Here is a 16,112-nt window from a genome sequence, read left to right on the forward strand (position 1 = left end):
ACCGCTCGCCGCGCGCCCGGCGGGGTGTTGTGACCGGCGGGCGGGCGGGCGCGGTGGGCGTGGGGCGCGGCGGCCTGGAGGCTCGGGGCGGCGCCGCCACGCGCCTCCAAGCCGTCGACTGGTCGCGTTCCGTCGCCTGGAAGGCCCGCCGCCGAGTGGTCGCGACTTGTCGTCGGAGGGGCGCCGAGTGGTCACGAACTGTCGGCTGGCGGCGCCGCAGGCGACGGTCTGCGACCGCTCGCCGCGCACCCGGCGGGGTGTTGCGACCGGCCGGCGGGCGCGGCGGCCTGGAGGCTCGGGGCGGTGCCGGCACGCGCCTCCAGGCCGTCGACCGGTCGCGTTCCGTCGCCTGGGGGCCCGCCGCCGAGTGGTCACGACTCGTCGTCGGAGGGGCGCCGAGTGGTCACGAACTGTCCGCTGGCGGCGCCGCAGGCGACGGTCTGCGACTGCTCGCCGCGTGCCCGGCGGGGTGTTGTGACCGACCGGGACGCCCGCCGAGGTCGCACGATCTGCCGCCCGACCGGCGTCGGCACGACGGTTCGCGCAACCACGACGATGCGCACGCGGCGTGTCGTGCGACCGCAGCACACCCGCCCCGCTCCCGCTCCCGCTCCCGAGCCGCCCCCGCCGCGCACGCGTCAGCGGTACCCGCCGTCCTCCAGGCCGGCCTCGACCTCGAACCGGTTCCGCAGCGGATCCCGCCCGGCGACGGCGTAGAGCAGCGGCATGAGCATGCCGTACCGGCGCCACTGCTCGACGTGCACCCGCTCGTGCCGGAGCACCCGCGGGCCGTCGTTGTCGCGCGTCAGGTACACCGACCCGACGCAGGTGCCGCCGCGCCGGAACACCCAGCGCGGCAGCCCCGTGCAGACCACGAGCCCGTCCTCCACCCGGATCCGCCCGGTCGACAGGGGGACGCCCACGGCGAGCCCGACGGCGGTCGCGAACACCCACCCCGCACGGGACACGGGGGAGTCGAGCAGCGGGTTGCGCACGCTCAGGCCGGGCGGCCGTACGTCTCGAGCAGGCGGAGCCAGATCTCGTTCATCGTCGGGTAGGCCGGCACCGCGTGCCACAGGCGGTCGATCGGGACCTCGCCCACGACGGCGACGGTGGCACCGTGCAGCATCTCGGCGACGTCCTGGCCGACGAACGTGACGCCCACGACGACCCCGCGGTCCTCGTCGACGACCATCTTCGCGCGGCCCGTGTAACCGTCTGCCTGCAGCGAGGACCCGGCGATCGCACCGAGGTCGTACTCGACCGCGCGGACGTTCAGCCCCTGCTCGCGGGCCTTCGCCTCGGTCAGTCCGACGCTCGCGACCTCGGGGTCGGTGAAGGTGACCTGCGGCGAGGCGGCGTGGTCGGCGGTGGCGACGTGGGCACCCCACGGCTCGGTGTGCAGCGGCGTGCCCTGGTACCGGGCCGCGATCGCCTCGCCGGCGGCACGCGCCTGGTACTTGCCCTGGTGCGTGAGCAGGACGCGGTGGTTGACGTCACCCACGGCGTACAGCCAGTCGGTGCCGTGCACGAGCATGGTGTCGTCGACGTCGAGCCAGTCGCCCGCGGTCAGGCCGACGGTCTCGAGCCCGAGGTCACGCGTGTGTGCGGCGCGGCCCGTGGCGGCGAGCACCTCGCTCGTGATGACGGTGGTGCCGTCGTCGAGCTCCGTGGTGACGAGACCGTGCTCGTCGCGGTCGACCCGGACCGGGTTGACGCCGGTGCGGACGTCGACACCGAGTTCGCGCAGGGAGTCGGCGACGAGTTCCCCGGCGAAGGGCTCCATGCCGCCGAGCAGACCGTGCCGGGCGACGAGGGTGACCTTCGCGCCGAGGGACGCCCACGCGGTCGCGAGCTCCGAGCCGGAGACGCCGCCGCCGATGACGAGCAGGCTCTCGGGGACCTGCTGGGCGCTGGTGCCCTCGCGGGTGCCCCACGGCTTCGCCTCGGCGAGACCGGGCACCGGGGGCAGCGTGTGCAGGGAGCCGGTGACGACCGCGACGGCGGCGCGCGCGGTGTGCGTCTCGCCGTCCACGTCGATGGTCTTCGGGCCGGTGATGCGGGCGTGCCCGCGGATCAGGTCGATGCCGGCGGACTCGAGCCACGAGACCTGGCTGTCGTCCTTCCAGTCGGAGGTGAACGAGTTGCGGCGGGCGAGCACGTGGGCCGCGTCGAGCGTGCCGGTCACGGCCTGCTTCGCACCGTCGAGCCGCTTGGCGGCGGCGAGGGCATGTCCGCTGCGCAGGAGCGCCTTCGAGGGCATGCACGCCCAGTAGGAGCACTCGCCGCCGACGAGCTCGGCCTCCACGATCGCGACCGACAGGTCGCGCTTCCTGGCGTAGTCCGCCACGTTCTCGCCGACAGCGCCGGCTCCGATCACGATGAGGTCGTAGTCCGTCATGCTGCCGAGCGTACGCGGACCGGCAGGGGGTCCGCCGGTCGCGTCGTGCGCGTGGTCAGCCCACCCGGGAGGCGCTGGTCACCGCTCCGACGACGCGCAGGATCACGCCGAGGTCGTCCACCGCCCGGTCCGGGTCGACGGGGGCGAATCCGGTGAGCGCAGCGCCGACGAGGCGCCGGCCGCGGGTCGCGGCCTGGATGCGCTCGACGAGCGCTGCGCCGTCGAGCCCGAACGGCACGGGTTCGAGCAGCCCGTCGACCTCGGACGGGTCGAGGACGTCGAGGTCGACGTGCACGAAGACCGATGCGGCACCGGTCCGCTCGACCGCTGCGGCGAGGGCGTCCGGGGTGGCGGCATCGACGTCGAGGTGCACGATCCCGGCCTTGTCGAGGGCGGCTCGTTCGGCGTCCTCGACCCCGCGGACCCCGGCGACGACGACCGAGGACGCCGGCACCACCGGCAGTCCGGGGAACAGGTCGTCGGGACGGTCGACCAGCAGACGAAGGGCGGCGGTCTCGGCGGCGACGGGCTGGGCCCGGTTGAGCGCGCGGTACCCGCTGGACCCGGAGATGCGGACGAACGCGGTGTCCGGTGCGAGGGCGGCGGTCGCGCCGAGGACACTGGCGCCGTCACCGCCGACGACGAGCACCGGTTCGGTTGCGACGGCTGTTTCCTCGGCGACGCGTTCGGCGACGGCGAGCACCGAGGTGTAGCGGGCGACGGCGGTCTCGAGGCGGTCACCCGCTCCGGCCGGGACGTCGACCACGGTGGTGGACGCCCGGGGGAGGTCGGCCGCGATCGCCGACGCACCGTCCCCGAGGCGCATCGCGCGCGACGACGCCGAACCCTGCCACTGACCGACCACGAGGAAGTGCATCGTCTCAGTCTGTCAGCTGGGGTCCGGCGTCGTCAGGGCGTTCGTCAGATGCTCGAGGATCCGCCGGACTTCAGCGCGGCGAGCCGTGCCTCGACCTCGGCGTCCTTGCCGACGTCCTCGAGGCTCTCGAACTGTGCGTCGAGGCTCGACGACTGCAGCTCCTGCTGGCCGAGCACCTTCGCCTCTTCGCGGCGGACCTTCTCCTCGAAGCGGCCGAGGTCGCTCGTCGGGTCGAGCACGTCGATGTTGCCGAGGGCGTCGTTGACGCGGGACTGCGCCTCGGCGGTCTTCGAGCGGGCGACGAGGTTGTCCCGCTTCGCGCGGAGCTGCTCGAGCTTCTGCTCCATGCCGGCGAGACCGGTCTTGAGCTTCTCGACGGCCTCGTTCTGCGACGCCAGGTTCGGCTCCGCGTCCTTGACCTCCTGCTCGGCGGCGATCTGCTTGCCGATCGCGATCTTCGCGAGGTTGTCGAATTTGTCCGCCTCGGCCGACTTCCCCTCGGAGCGGTACTTGTCGGCGGCGGCGGAGGCGTTGGCGGCCTTCTGGCCCCACTCGACCGCGGCCTTCTTGTCCTCTTCGTGGTCCTGCTCGAGCAGGCGCACGTTGCCGATGGTCTGCGCGATCGCGGTCTTCGCGTCCGCGATGTTGTTCGTGTAGTCGCGGACGAGCTGGTCCAGCATCTTCTGCGGGTCCTCGGCGTCGTCGATGATCTGGTTGATGTTCGCGCGCACGAGGGTGGAGATGCGTCCGAAGATGGTCTGCTTGGCCATTGCTGTTCCCTTTCGTGGAAGTCCTGTGGACGGTGTTGTCGGGTCGTGTCTGGTTCTGGGTGCCGGGGGAGTGCGTCGGGTCAGAAGCGGCCGCCGCCGGAGAAGCCGCCGCCGCCCCCGCCGCCGCCTCCGCCGAAGCCGCCACCGCCGCTGAAGCCCCCGCCGCCGCCGAAGCCGCCGCCCCCGAAGGAACCGCCGCCGTAGCTGCCGCCGCGTCCGCCGAGCAGGCCGCCGAGGACGAGTCCGGTGACGAGGCCGCCGAGCTGGGCGCCGCCTCCGCCAGCGCCCTGGCCGCCGCCCCAGCCGCCGAGGTCGTCGTTGGCGGCATCCATCGCGGCGGCCGCGTACTGCTCGGCCGCGCGGGCGGCGTTGAGTGCCTGGCCGGGGTTGTTCGGGGCGAGCTCGACGGCGTCGTCGTAGGCGCGCTGGGCCTCGGACAGCCGGGTCCGGGCCGTCGGGCCGATGCCGCCGCGGTGCAGGGAGACGTAGTCGCGGGCCTGGCTGATCCGGTTCCGGGCATCGCGCAGGGCCGCGTCGAGCGCCTGGGTGGCCCGCTGGCGCTGTTCTTCGGCACCCCGCGCCGTGGCGATGGCCTGGTCGATCTCGGTGTTCGCCCGGGTCAGCGCGTCGACGGCCGCCACGGGGTCCTTCGGGTCGAGCCCCTGGCGGAGCACGGCCTCGGCGCGGGTGACCGCGGCGGCGAGGTCCGGCCCGCCCGAGCGCAGGCTGCGGGCGGCGGCGACGTCGCCCTGGATGTCGATGCGCATCGCCTCGGCGCGGGCGGTGGCCTCGTCGAAGGACTGCTCGGCGGCGAGTGCGCCGTCGGTGAGCTGCTGCACCTGCGCGAGCGCGTGCTGGGCGTCGCGCACGGCGACGACCGCCTCGCCCTTGTCGCCGGCCGCGATGGAGGCGGTGGCGGCGTTCGAGCGTTCGGTGGCGAAGGCGAGCACCTGGTGGGCCTGGTCGACGTTGTTCGCCACGGTGGCGAGGGTGCGGCCGGTGTAGCGGGCGCGGACGCGGTCGAGTGCCGCGGCGGCGGCCCCGACCGATGCCGGCGCGGCGGCCACGGCCTGGGCGAGCGATGCCGCGGCGTCCTCGATGCCGTCCTCGAGCGAGCGGAGCTGGTCGAACGCCTCGGTCTGCTCCTCGATCGCGGCGTGCGCACGTTCGCAGATCACGATGATCTGGTTCGCCCACTCGGCGCGCTGCTGCGGGGTGTCGGGGATCTCGTCGTCGAGCTGCTGCCGGATCGTGAAGGCCTTGCGGACCTCGCGCTGGGCGGCCTGCACGGCGTCGGCGAAGGGCTTGGCGGCGTCGGGGCCGAACTGCGCGCTCGCGAACCCGACCTCTTGCTCGGCGGTGCGGAGTTCGTCGTCGATGGTGACCAGGGCGCCGCCGGCGGTGCGTTCGAGGTCGGCGAGCGAGGCTTCCTGCGCCTCGGTCGCTGCGGCGGTGCGGCGCTTGTTGCGGGTCCGGATGACCAGGACCACGACGACGAGCCCGACGACCACGACGAGCAGCAGGATCCACAGCCAGGTCAGGTCCACCGGGGCCTGCGACTGGGTCAGCCCGTCGGCGAAGGCCACGGCGGCGCCGGACCAGTCATCCTGCTTGAGCCGGGGCAGCAGCGAATCGTCGACGGCGTTCTGCACGTCGGACTCCGAGATCGCGGTCTCGTTCGTCTGCTGGACGTCGTAGTTGCGCTCGGTGACCGCGACCGAGAGCAGGATGCCGTCGCTGTCGATCTGGTTCTGCTCGAGCACCGCCCGACCCCACTCGGTGTGGTCGGTGGGGTCGGTGAAGGACGGCACGAACACGACGTACAGCTGCGTCTGGGTCTCGGAGTACAGGTCCTGCACGGCCTGCTCGACCTTCGACTGCTGGGACGCGGTCAGCGCGTCGGCCTCGTCGAGGACGTACGCGCCGCCCAGGTCGACGGGCGCCGTGGCGTGGGCGGTCGCTGCCGGAGCCAGGACGATCAGCATCGCGACGAGGGCGGCCGTCACACGGCTCCACAGCCGCGTTGTCCCCCTGTGCCCGCTCGATCCGTCCGTGCCCGATCCGTGCTGGACCGCTCGCATCCGTCCTCCGTCCGTCGCCGGTCGGTACCCCGTGGCACCGCACCGGACCGCGCCACGAGTGCGCTGTCGCCCGGAGTCTATCCAGGCCACGCAGGGGCACGGACAGACTCTGGGGGAACGCTCCGGAGCGTGCTTCCTGTGGACGTCTTGTCCCCCGTACCGGGGTATGCTGGCGCCACTGTTCGAGGATGAACGGAAGGGGAAGAACGATGGAACGCACCACGAGCACCGAGGTCGTCCCGCTCGAGGACGGCTACCACCGGGTGTCGACTCCGGCGACGGGTGTGATCGGTTTCGTGCGCGAGCACGACGGCCGCTACGAGGTCCTGCGCGGACGAGTTCGCCAGGCGACCCGCTCCGAGGGGCAGTACAGCACCATGAACGTCGCGCTCATCGCGCTGACGCACGCCTGATCCGCTCTGGGCGCGACCGCACGACCGACGGGCGCTGCTCCGGTCGGTGGGTCGCGCCTCCAGACCGTCACGGTGACGCTCCGGACGCCGGCTGCTGACCGCGCGGACGACCGGGAGGCCCTGGTCGCCGCCGTCGCGTCGGCGACCGGCGTCGAGCCGGTCGCGGTGCGCGCGGGGCGCGTCTGCCCGCACTGCGCGGGGACCGACCACGGTCGTCCGTGGGCGACCGCCACGGGCGTCTCGGTCGGCGTGAGCCTGTCGCGCGCACCGGGGGTCGTCGCCCTCGCGGTCGGTCCGTCGGCGCTCGGTGTCGACGTCGAACGGGTCTCGCGGGTCGCCGCTGCGCCGCTCGACGCCTTCACCCCGGACGAGCTCCGTCGCGCCGACGGGGACCCGGCGCTCCTCGCCACGGCATGGGCGGCCAAGGAGGCCGTGCTGAAACGCGACGGACGCGGGCTCCGCGTCGACCCGCTCGCGGTGGAGGTCGACGTCGCCGTCGGCACCGCCCGGTTCGAGGGTGCCGAACAACCGCTCACCGTGCTGTACCCCGCGCCGGACGTCGTGCTCGTCGTCGCGGCGGGTGGCCTGCCCGTCGAGGTCGTCGGGATGGTCAGCGGGGGAGCGTGAGCACCTCGGCGCCGTCCTCGGTGATCGCGATGGTGTGCTCGGTGTGGGCGGTCCGCGCTCCGGTGGCGCTCCGCAGGGTCCACCCGTCGGCGTCGGTGACCAGGACGTCGGTGTCGGCCATCACCCACGGTTCGAGCGCGAGCAGGAGCCCGGGCCGGAGGGTGTAGCCGCGACCGGGGCGCCCGGTGTTCGACACGTGCGGGTCCTGGTGCATGGTCGAGCCGATGCCGTGCCCGCCGAACTCGACGTTCACCGGGTAGCCCGCGGCTTCGAGCACGGTGCCGATCGCGTGGGACAGGTCACCGATGCGGGCGCCCGGTCCGGCGGCGGCGATGCCCGCGGCCAGTGCGCGTTCGGTGGCGTCGATGAGTGCGAGGTCCTCGGGGCGTGCGGTGCCGACGACGAAGCTGACCGCGGCGTCGGCGGCGATGCCGTCCAGGGACACCGCGAGGTCGAGGGTCAGCAGGTCGCCGTCCTGCAGCACCTGGTCGTGCGGTAGCCCGTGCAGGACGGCGTCGTTCACGGCCGTGCAGATGTGGTGGCCGAACGGACCGCGGCCGAACGAGGGGGCGTAGTCGACGTAGCAGGAGTCGGCACCGGCGGCCTCGATCATCTGCTTCGCCCACCGGTCGATCTCGAGCAGGTTCGTGCCGACGCGGGTGCGTTCGCGCAGGGTCTGCAGGATCGTGCCGACGAGGGCTCCGGTGGCGCGGCCCTTGTCGACCTCGGCGGGGGTCAGGATCTCGATCACGCGGATGATCATACCGGTATTACTATGTGGTCATGGTCCGTCTCCCACTCCGTCCCGACGAGGTCGCGCGCGGTCGTCGCCTCGGTGCGCTGCTCCGTCGTGCCCGTGGTCCGCGGTCGATCGTGGACACCGCCCTGGCCGCGGGGATCTCGCCGGAGACGCTCCGGAAGATCGAGACCGGCCGCATCGCGACGCCGGCGTTCTCGACGATCGCGTCGGTCGCCGGTGTGGTCGGCCTGTCGCTCGACGCGATGTGGTCCGAGGTCAGCTGCGACCCGGCCGACGGCGAGCTGGCGGGCTAGCCGACGCGGCGGCGGAGCCTGCTGACCGACGCGCCGGCGGAGGCTGCTCGCCAGCGGGCAGTGCCGGCACCGACGCCTCGTCGATCCAGGGCCCGGTCACCGCACCGACGTCCGCGACCGAACGGCCGGCGGCGTCCGCGAACGCACGGAGCACGTCGGGCACGGTGACGGATCCGTGCCGGTGCCGCTCGGTGATGCTCCGCAGCCCGGCGAAGAAGGCGTCGTCGCCGAACGTGCGGCGGACGGCGTGCAGGGCGAGGGCGCCGCGCTTGTAGACGCGGTCGTCGAACATGTCCTTCGCACCCGGGTCACCGACGACCAGGTCCTCCGGCTGCTCGAGCAGTCCCTGCCTATACCGCTCGGCCAACTGGTCGGCGGTGTCGTCGCCGCGGTCCTCGGACCACAGCCACTCGGCGTAGCAGGCGAACCCCTCGTGCAGCCAGATGTCCTGCCACCGGGTGACCGTGACGGAGTTGCCGAACCACTGGTGGGCGAGTTCGTGGGCGATGAGGCGGTCGGTGCCGTGCTCGCCGTCGACGTGGTTCCGGCCGAACACCGCCAGGCCGTGGGCCTCGAGCGGGATCTCCAGGTCGTCGTCGGTCACCACGACGCCGTACGCCGCGAACGGGTACGGGCCGAACCGGTCACCGAACAGCGCGAGCATCTCCGGCACCTGGCCGAAGTCGGTCTTCGCGGCGGCGGCGAGGTCAGCGGGGTGGTGCAGCGTGACGGGGACCCCGCTCGTGCGCAGCTTCGTGGTGCGGTACCGGCCGATCTGGACGGTCGCCAGGTAGGTCGCCATCGGCTCGGTGGTGGCGTAGGTCCAGCGGGTGCCGACGCGGTCGCGCTCCTTGGCGAGCAGCTCCCCGTTCGCCAGGACGTCGTACGCCGCCTCGGCCGCGATCTCGATCCGGTACGTGGCCTTGTCGTCGGGGCGGTCGTTGCACGGGAACCACGACGGCGCTCCCGTGGGCTGCGCGGCGACGATGACGCCGTCGGACAGTTCTTCCCAGCCGAGCTGCCCCCACGCACTCCGGACGGGGTGCGGGGTGCCGCGGTACCGCAGGTGCACGCTGAACACGGTGTCCGCGGCGATGGGTTCGGCCGGGGTGACCGTCACCTTGTGCGTCGCGGTCGAGACCTTCTTGGCCCGGCGTCCGTCGACGTCGACCCGGTCGACCGTGAGCCCGTGCAGGTCGATCACGACCTTGTCGAGCGGCTCGAGGGCACGCGCGGTGATCGTGGCGGTGCCGTCCAGGCGGTTCGTGGCGACGCGGTAGTCGAGACGGAGCTCGTAGTGCTCGGCGCTCCACCGTCGGTCGCCGCTGTGCGGGGTGTACGGGTCTGCGGCGGGATCGGAGGGCACGGGGACAGTCAACCTCATGGCGCCGGTGGGGCGGTCACCGAGGGAGCTGCCGATGTCCACGGAGCGATCGGGTTTCCGGACCAGCGGGAGCCCGTCGGCACCTGCTCACCGCGCATCACGAGCGAGGACGGCCCGACGGTCGCCCCGGCACCGATGCCGGCCGCCGGCAGGACCACGCTGTGCGGCCCGAGCGTCGCACCCGCGTCGATCCGGACGGTGTCGAGCTGCATCACGCGGTCGTGGAACAGGTGCGTCTGCACGACCGTGCCCCGCGCGACCGACGCGCCGGAGCCGATGGTGACCAGGTCGGCCTCGGGCAGCCAGTACGTCTCGAGCCAGGTGCCGCGGCCGATCGTCGCACCGAGGCTCCGCAGCCAGACGGCCAGCGCGGGGGTGCCGGTGGCCTGCTCGGCGAACCAGGGGCGCGCGACGGTCTCGACGAAGGTGTCCTGCACCTCGTTGCGCCACACGAACGACGACCACAGCGGGTGCTCCCGGGCGGTGATCCGGCCGACGAACGCCCACTTCGCGATCGTCGACACCACGGCGGCGACGGCACCGGCGGCGATGAGCACCGGTCCGGCGAGCAGCACCGTCCACCCGATCCCGACGGCCGACCAGAGCGCCAGCAGTGCTCCGGCCACGCCGAGCGCGATGGCGGCGGACACCATCGGGGCGACCAGACGCAGCAGCTCCCAGCAGCCGCGGGCGACCTTGAGCCGCCTGGACGGGCGGAACGTGCGCGCCTCGTCGAACTCCGTCGCCGCGCGCCGCAGCCGCACCGGGGGCGACCCGAGCCACGACGACCCGCGCTTGGCCTTCTTCGGCACCGCGGACAGCACCGCGACCAGCGCCTCGCGCGGCACCGAGCGTCCGGCGCCCGTCATCCCGCTGTTGCCGAGGAACGCCCGACGGCCGACCTTCGAGCGACCGATCCGCACCCGACCGCCGCCGAGCTCGTACGTCGCCACCATCGTGTCGTCGGCCAGGAACGCCCCCGACGCGATCTGCGTCAACGCCGGGATGAGCAGCACCGTCGATATCTCGGTGTCCCGCCCGACGCGGGCGCCGAGCAGCCGCAGCCACACCGGCGTCACGAGCGAGGCGTACAACGGGAACAGCAGGGTGCGCGCCGCGTCGAGCACCCGCTCGGTCGACCACACCTGCCAGCCGATCCGGGAGCGCACCGGGTGCCGTCCCTCGTGCAGGCCGATGCCGAGCAGCCGCACCGCGACCACCACCAGCAGCGCGTACACGGCACCGGCGACGACCGTCGCCAGGGGGACCGTCAGCAGCGCACGGAGCACCGCGTCGCCCAGGGTCGACGCCCGCCCGACCAGGGCGAGGGCGACCAGCAGTCCGACCGCGACACCGACCACCGGCAACCCGGCCACGGCCAGGGACCCGGCCCCGTACGCGAGCAGCCAGCGTCGTCGGGTCGCGGGGCGGGCCTCCCGGTCGTCACGAGCCGACCCGGTGCGCTCCGCAGGTGCCCCTGCCCAGCGTTCGCCCGCGGGCACCGGGCCGCCGACGGCGGAACCCGCTGTGATCTCGGCACCCGCACCGACGTGCGCCCCCGGCAGCAGCGTCGTCCGGCTGCGCACCACGGCGTCCTCGTCGACGCGGACGTGCCCCAGGTGGAACACGTCGCCGTCGAGCCAGTGCCCGGCCAGGTCGACCTCGGGCTCGATCGAGGCACGCTTGCCGATCGTCAGCATCCCCGTCACCGGCGGCAGCGTGTGCAGGTCGACGTCCCTGCCGATCCGCGCGCCGAGGGCCCGGGCGTAGTAGCTGATCCACGGGGCGCCGGCCGTCGAGGGGCCGTCGACCGCCTCGGCGATGCGCTCGGCCAGCCAGACCCGCAGGTGCACCGAACCGCCACGGGGGTACGACCCCGGCCGGACCCCGGCGAGCAGTAGCCGCGCCAGCACCACCGTCAGCGCCATCTTGCCGATCGGCGTCACGAACACCAGGAGCGCCAGCACCAGCACCGGCCAGGGCAGCACCGGCAGGAACGGCAGCGTCGTCGCGTGCAGCACCGCGGCCACCAGGGCCGTCCACGTCAGCACCCGCAACCCCCGGAGCACCTGCACCGGCAGCCCGAGCAGCGTCATCAGCAACCCCGTCGCCGGGGGCACCGGCGTGACGTCACGCGACGAGGCCTCGACCGGGCCGGACTCGTCCAGCGCCGCCGCCAACGCCCCGATCCGCGGGTGGTCGTACACGTCGGCCACCGTCGTCGTCGGGAACCGCTCCCGGATGGCGGACACCAGCTGCGCCGCCGTCAGCGACCCACCGCCGTGCGCGAAGAAGTCGTCGTCGACGCTCGCCACCGGCACCCCCAGGATCGCCGCCCACCGCTCGGCGATCCACGCCACCGTGTCCGGCAGCATCGCCGCGTCCGAGGCACCGGGCAGCGGCCACGGCAGCGCTGCGCGGTCGACCTTGCCCGACGTCCGCGTCGGCAGCGACTCCACCACGGCCACCAACGGCACCAGCGCCGCCGGCAGCTCCTGCCGCAACCGGGCGTTCGCCGCGGCCACGTCCACCGTCGCCCCCGCCACCGGGGCCACGTACCCGACCAGCACCTGGTTGCCCGCCGGGGTCCGCTGCACCACCGCGGCACCACCCGCCACGTCGTCCAGGGCCTGCAGTGCCGCATCGATCTCCCCGAGTTCGATCCGCCGGCCACCGAGCTTCACCTGGTCGTCCGCACGCCCCTGGAACACCAGCCCCTCGGGCTCGTACCGCACCAGGTCACCGCTCCGGTACGCCCGCTCCCACCCGAGCTCCGGGAACGGCGCGTACTTCTCCGCGTCCTTCGCCGGGTCCAGGTACCGCCCCAGCCCGACGCCACCGATCACGAGCTCACCGACGCCGCCCGGTTCCACCCGCTGTCCGGCACCGTCCACCACGGCCAGGTCCCAGCCGTCCAGCGGCAGCCCGATCCGGATCGGCTGGCTCCCGTCGAGCAGGGACCCGCACGCCACCACGGTCGCCTCGGTCGGCCCGTACGTGTTCCACACCTCACGGTCACGACTCGCGATGCGCGCCGCCAGCTCCGGCGGGCATGCCTCACCACCGAAGATCACCAGCCGCACCTGCTCGAGCGCATCGTCCGGCCACAGCGCCGCCAGCGTCGGCACCGTCGACACCACCGTGATCGTGTGCGCGATGAGCCACGGCCCCAGGTCCACCCCCGTCCGCACCAACGACCGGGGTGCCGGCACCAGCGCGGCGCCGTGCCCCCACGCCAGCCACATCTCCTCGCACGACGCGTCGAACGCCACGCTCAGCCCCGCCAGTACCCGGTCACCCGGACCGATCGGCGCCGCCTGCAGGAACATCCGTGCCTCGGCGTCCACGAACGCCGCTGCACTGCGGTGGGTGACCGCCACCCCCTTCGGCACCCCGGTCGACCCGGAGGTGAAGATGATCCACGCGTCGTCGGTCTCACGGGGGAGTTCGGCGCTCGCCGCAGGGTCCGTCACCGGCAGCTCGGTGCCGTCGTGGTCGCGCAGGACACCGCCCGCGCCGATCACCCCGACGACACCGGCCTCGCCGAACACCAGGGTGGCGCGTTCCTCGGGGTCGTCCGCGTCGACCGGCACGTAGGCCGCTCCGGCGGCGAGCACGGCGAGGATCGACAGGTACAGGTCACGCCCACCGGAGGGGATGCGCACCCCGACCCGGTCGCCGCGACGGACGCCCCGGCGTGCCAGGTCGTCGGCCTGCGCGCGCACGAGGTCGAGCAGGGCGGCGTAGTCGACGCTGCCGGCGGGGTCCTCGAGGGCGGTCGCGTCCGGGTGGGTCGCCGCGGTCGCCGCCAGGACGTCGAACAGGGTCCGTGGGGCGGGTGCGTCGCCGCCGCGGGCGAGTTCGAGCTGCGCGTTCCCGGTGCCGGTGGTCATCGAGGCCTCTTCCCGGTCGTGTGCGGGACGACCGGCCCGTGATCCTAGAGGGTCGAGGTGTCCTGCTCGGGAACGGACGGTGCCGTACCGGTCGGCTCGAGTGCCGCAGCGGACGGTTCGAGTGCCGCACGGGCCGCGTCGAGCGCCGTCGCGATCCCGATCGAGTCGTCCAGCGAGTGCACCGGGGACTCCGTGCGACCGTCCGCCACGTACTGCGCGAGTGCCGCCGCCTGCCACACGAGTCCCTGACGACCCCGCAGCCCCGTCGGCTCCGCCCAGTGGTCCTCCCCACTCCGGTGGTGCACCGCGAACGACGCCGGGAACACGAAGTGGTCGGTGTAGCGGACCGTGGCCCGGCTCCCGGCGATCACCGCCAGCCCCGGCGTCCACGCCGTCATCGACGTGGCCACCACCGCCTGCGCGCCACGCTCCGCCGTCGACACCGTGACGGACTGGAGGTCCACCCCGCGGTCCGAGACTGCCCCCGTCGTGCTGCTGGTCACCGGGGCGCCGGTGGCGAACCGTGCGAACCAGTGCCCGTACACGCCGGCGTCGAGGAGGGCACCCCCGCCTGCTGCGGGGTCGAACATCCGGTCCGCCGGGGCCGGGTCGTGCGGCCACCCGACGTCGACCGTCGCGAGCCGGACGTCGCCGAGGACTCCGTCCGCGAGCAGACGGGCGACGACGGTCGTGCCCGGCAGGTACCGGGTCCACATCGCCTCCATCGCGAGGACGCCCGCGGCCCGTGCGGCGTCGGCGAGGGTGCGGGTGTCCGCTGCCGAGGTCGTCATCGGCTTCTCGACGAGCACGTGCTTGCCGGCGGCGATCGCGAGCAGCGCGTGCCCGAGGTGCTGCGGGTGCGGCGAGGCGACGTAGACCACGTCGACGGACGGGTCCGCCACGAGGGCCTCGTACGACCCGTGCACACCGGGCACGCCGTGGCGGGTGGCGAAGGCCGCGGCACGCTCGGGGGAGCGGGAGCCCACGGCGACGACGCGCTGGTCGGAGTTCGCGTGCAGCGTGGTGGTGAAGTCGTTCGCGATCTCCCCGGGGCCGATCACACCCCACCGGAGCTCGGGGCCGCCCCGCAGCGCGTGGACTCCGGGCACCGGGAACGTCATCGTCATGCCGGAACGCTACCGGGATGCTCCGGACCCGGTTGTGCCGCTCCTCGCCCCGGGACCGACCCGCATCGAGTCATCCGACCCAATCGCCCCGTGACACCGTCGATGAGAATCGGATTCCACGAACCGCCGCCGGTCGCGGCGTCGGGAACCCGAGGAAGGTCGTCACCGATGCCCACCCAGCCACCTCCCCACATCGACCGCGACGTGCGGTACTCGGACCGGCACGACGCCCTGGTCCTCGACGTGCACAGCCCGGGCCCCGGAACGCCCGCGAGCACCGGCGCCGTCGTGCTCGTGCACGGGGGCGGCTGGTTCCGCGGGGACAAGTCCAAGGAGGACGGCCTGTCCGCCCGACTCGTCGACGCCGGGTACACGGTCTTCGTCCCGAACTACCGGCTGGCACCGACGGACGTGTTCCCCGCGAGCAGGGACGACGTGCTCACCGCGTACGAGTGGGCGCTGCAGTCCGACGTCCCCTTCGACCGGAGCAAGGTCGCCTTCTTCGGCGGGTCAGCCGGGGGGAACCTCGCCGTCGAGGGCGGCATCGCGACCGGCCGTCCCTCCGTGAGCTGGTCCGGGATCTTCGGCCTCGCCGAGATCATCCGGGCGACGGACGGCACGGTCTCCGCGGCGCCGACGACGCAGGACCTCGACGCGATGCGGAGCGCCGACATCGACCAGACCGGGCGGGACGACCCGTTCCTCCGCTGGGTGATCCTGCAGGAGGTCGGCGGCGACCGGTCGGCGCTCGCCGCGGCGTCCACGATCGAGCACGTGACGGCGTCGACGGGCCCCGTCTACCTCGCCAACTCGCTGGACGAGTGGGTCCCGCGGTCGGACCCGATCGCCCTGCAGGCGGCGCTCGCCGCGGTCGGCGTCCCGAACACGCTGCAGCTGATCCCCGGTCTCCGTCACGCCGAGGGCTACACCGACCACGCGCTGCCCGGATCGCTCACGTTCCTCGCGCAGACGCTCGGGGTCGAGCGCCGCTGAGCGGCGCGCGACGAAGGAGGACCCCCGTGCCCGACGACTCCACAGCGCCGCTCGCGATCGGCCCGGTCGGCAACGTCTTCCTGTTCGTCGACGACCTCGACGCCGCGGTCGCCTGGTACGCGGCCAGGCTCCGCCGCGAACCGGTCGTGCGTGGTGGCGCGCTCGTCGCGTTCGACATCGCGGGCGTCCGCCTCACGCTGCACCGGACCGACGAACTGAACACGCCGGGGCCGTCCGGCACGGTGCCGTACTGGACCGTGCCCGACGTGGACGCCGTCGTCGAGGACTGGGTCGCCAACGGTGCTGTCGCGCACCGGGGCCCGAAGACGGTGTTCACGGGAGAGCGGCTCTGCCAGCTGCTCGATCCCTTCGGGAACCTCTTCGGCGTACTTTCCAGTGCCCCCAGGAGGATTCGAACCTCCGCCCCTGCCTCCGGAGGGCAGTGCTCTATCCCCTGAGCTATGGGGGCCAAGGGGTGTCAACAACCGTAGCA

At 73.6% G+C, this 16,112-nt stretch carries 13 protein-coding genes, 1 tRNA gene and 1 pseudogene; 5 read left to right on the plus strand and 10 right to left on the minus strand.

The window, feature by feature from the left end; translation table 11 throughout:
* Window positions 1-638 precede the first annotated feature (638 nt).
* The 5 genes from HP445_RS02895 to HP445_RS18815 all read right to left on the minus strand — a co-directional run bounded on the left by HP445_RS02895 (window position 639) and on the right by HP445_RS18815 (window position 6,054).
* Window positions 639-995: a Fe-S oxidoreductase gene (locus tag HP445_RS02895; RefSeq protein WP_175330772.1), complete on the minus strand. Its 357-nt coding sequence runs from the start codon at window positions 993-995 to the stop codon at window positions 639-641.
* A 2-nt stretch (window positions 996-997) separates the two neighbouring features.
* Window positions 998-2,401, minus strand: coding sequence for a dihydrolipoyl dehydrogenase family protein (locus tag HP445_RS02900; protein WP_027465800.1), 1,404 nt, complete (start codon window positions 2,399-2,401; stop codon window positions 998-1,000).
* A gap of 55 nt (window positions 2,402-2,456) precedes the next feature.
* The gene (locus tag HP445_RS02905) at window positions 2,457-3,278 is read right to left on the minus strand and encodes an arginase family protein (RefSeq protein WP_027465799.1); all 822 of its coding nucleotides are present in this window, start codon (window positions 3,276-3,278) and stop codon (window positions 2,457-2,459) included.
* Window positions 3,279-3,322: 44 nt separating this feature from the next.
* The gene (locus tag HP445_RS02910) at window positions 3,323-4,048 is read right to left on the minus strand and encodes a PspA/IM30 family protein (protein WP_110859024.1); all 726 of its coding nucleotides are present in this window, start codon (window positions 4,046-4,048) and stop codon (window positions 3,323-3,325) included.
* An 80-nt stretch (window positions 4,049-4,128) separates the two neighbouring features.
* Complete coding sequence (locus tag HP445_RS18815) at window positions 4,129-6,054, minus strand: TPM domain-containing protein (protein ID WP_175330773.1); 1,926 nt, start codon at window positions 6,052-6,054, stop codon at window positions 4,129-4,131.
* 284 nt (window positions 6,055-6,338) lie between these two features.
* Between HP445_RS18815 and HP445_RS02920 the strand changes: the two genes are divergently transcribed.
* Both HP445_RS02920 and HP445_RS02925 read left to right on the plus strand, forming a co-directional pair.
* Window positions 6,339-6,542 (plus strand): hypothetical protein, encoded by a 204-nt coding sequence (locus HP445_RS02920; protein WP_017885770.1) that lies wholly within the window; start codon window positions 6,339-6,341, stop codon window positions 6,540-6,542.
* Between the two features lie 72 nt (window positions 6,543-6,614).
* Complete coding sequence (locus tag HP445_RS02925) at window positions 6,615-7,169, plus strand: 4'-phosphopantetheinyl transferase family protein (RefSeq protein ID WP_164941122.1); 555 nt, start codon at window positions 6,615-6,617, stop codon at window positions 7,167-7,169.
* Here the strand turns inward: HP445_RS02925 and map are convergent.
* A complete protein-coding gene (gene map, locus HP445_RS02930; RefSeq protein WP_128780011.1) occupies window positions 7,153-7,920 on the minus strand; it encodes a type I methionyl aminopeptidase in 768 nt (255 codons plus the stop codon). The genes HP445_RS02925 and map overlap by 17 nt on opposite strands.
* A gap of 32 nt (window positions 7,921-7,952) precedes the next feature.
* Between map and HP445_RS02935 the strand changes: the two genes are divergently transcribed.
* A complete protein-coding gene (locus HP445_RS02935) occupies window positions 7,953-8,222 on the plus strand; it encodes a helix-turn-helix domain-containing protein (RefSeq protein ID WP_128780010.1) in 270 nt (89 codons plus the stop codon).
* Here the strand turns inward: HP445_RS02935 and HP445_RS02940 are convergent.
* From HP445_RS02940 to HP445_RS02950, 3 genes are read right to left on the minus strand one after another with little or no spacing between them, the layout of a single operon-like run.
* On the minus strand, window positions 8,185-9,588 hold the full coding sequence (locus HP445_RS02940) for a M1 family metallopeptidase (RefSeq protein ID WP_241660363.1): 1,404 nt from the start codon (window positions 9,586-9,588) through the stop codon (window positions 8,185-8,187). The genes HP445_RS02935 and HP445_RS02940 overlap by 38 nt on opposite strands.
* A gap of 14 nt (window positions 9,589-9,602) precedes the next feature.
* Window positions 9,603-13,499, minus strand: coding sequence for a Pls/PosA family non-ribosomal peptide synthetase (locus HP445_RS02945; RefSeq protein ID WP_128780009.1), 3,897 nt, complete (start codon window positions 13,497-13,499; stop codon window positions 9,603-9,605).
* Window positions 13,500-13,543: 44 nt separating this feature from the next.
* Window positions 13,544-14,626, minus strand: coding sequence for a Gfo/Idh/MocA family protein (locus tag HP445_RS02950; protein WP_164941121.1), 1,083 nt, complete (start codon window positions 14,624-14,626; stop codon window positions 13,544-13,546).
* Between the two features lie 168 nt (window positions 14,627-14,794).
* Here HP445_RS02950 and HP445_RS02955 point away from each other — a divergent pair, with 168 nt between their 5' ends.
* Together HP445_RS02955 and HP445_RS19300 are read left to right on the plus strand one after the other, a co-directional pair.
* Entirely contained in the window at window positions 14,795-15,619 is an 825-nt protein-coding gene (locus HP445_RS02955) for an alpha/beta hydrolase (RefSeq protein WP_164941120.1), read from the plus strand.
* Window positions 15,620-15,645: 26 nt separating this feature from the next.
* Window positions 15,646-15,990: pseudogene (locus HP445_RS19300) on the plus strand (VOC family protein); the annotation flags it as partial.
* A gap of 26 nt (window positions 15,991-16,016) precedes the next feature.
* Here the strand turns inward: HP445_RS19300 and HP445_RS02960 are convergent.
* Window positions 16,017-16,088 (minus strand) — tRNA-Arg (locus HP445_RS02960).
* Window positions 16,089-16,112 lie beyond the last annotated feature (24 nt).

The sequence above is a fragment of the Curtobacterium flaccumfaciens genome (assembly GCF_013359815.1).
Classification (GTDB): Bacteria; Actinomycetota; Actinomycetes; order Actinomycetales; family Microbacteriaceae; genus Curtobacterium; species Curtobacterium flaccumfaciens.

Coding starts and splice junctions, on each gene's coding strand:
- HP445_RS02900 (WP_027465800.1), bottom strand. CDS start 2,401: ATGACGGACTACGACCTCATCGTGATCGGAGCCGGCGCTGTCGGCGAG.
- HP445_RS02905 (WP_027465799.1), bottom strand. CDS start 3,278: ATGCACTTCCTCGTGGTCGGTCAGTGGCAGGGTTCGGCGTCGTCGCGC.
- HP445_RS02910 (WP_110859024.1), bottom strand. CDS start 4,048: ATGGCCAAGCAGACCATCTTCGGACGCATCTCCACCCTCGTGCGCGCG.
- HP445_RS02920 (WP_017885770.1), top strand. CDS start 6,339: ATGGAACGCACCACGAGCACCGAGGTCGTCCCGCTCGAGGACGGCTAC.
- HP445_RS02935 (WP_128780010.1), top strand. CDS start 7,953: ATGGTCCGTCTCCCACTCCGTCCCGACGAGGTCGCGCGCGGTCGTCGC.
- HP445_RS02945 (WP_128780009.1), bottom strand. CDS start 13,499: ATGACCACCGGCACCGGGAACGCGCAGCTCGAACTCGCCCGCGGCGGC.
- HP445_RS02950 (WP_164941121.1), bottom strand. CDS start 14,626: ATGACGATGACGTTCCCGGTGCCCGGAGTCCACGCGCTGCGGGGCGGC.
- HP445_RS02955 (WP_164941120.1), top strand. CDS start 14,795: ATGCCCACCCAGCCACCTCCCCACATCGACCGCGACGTGCGGTACTCG.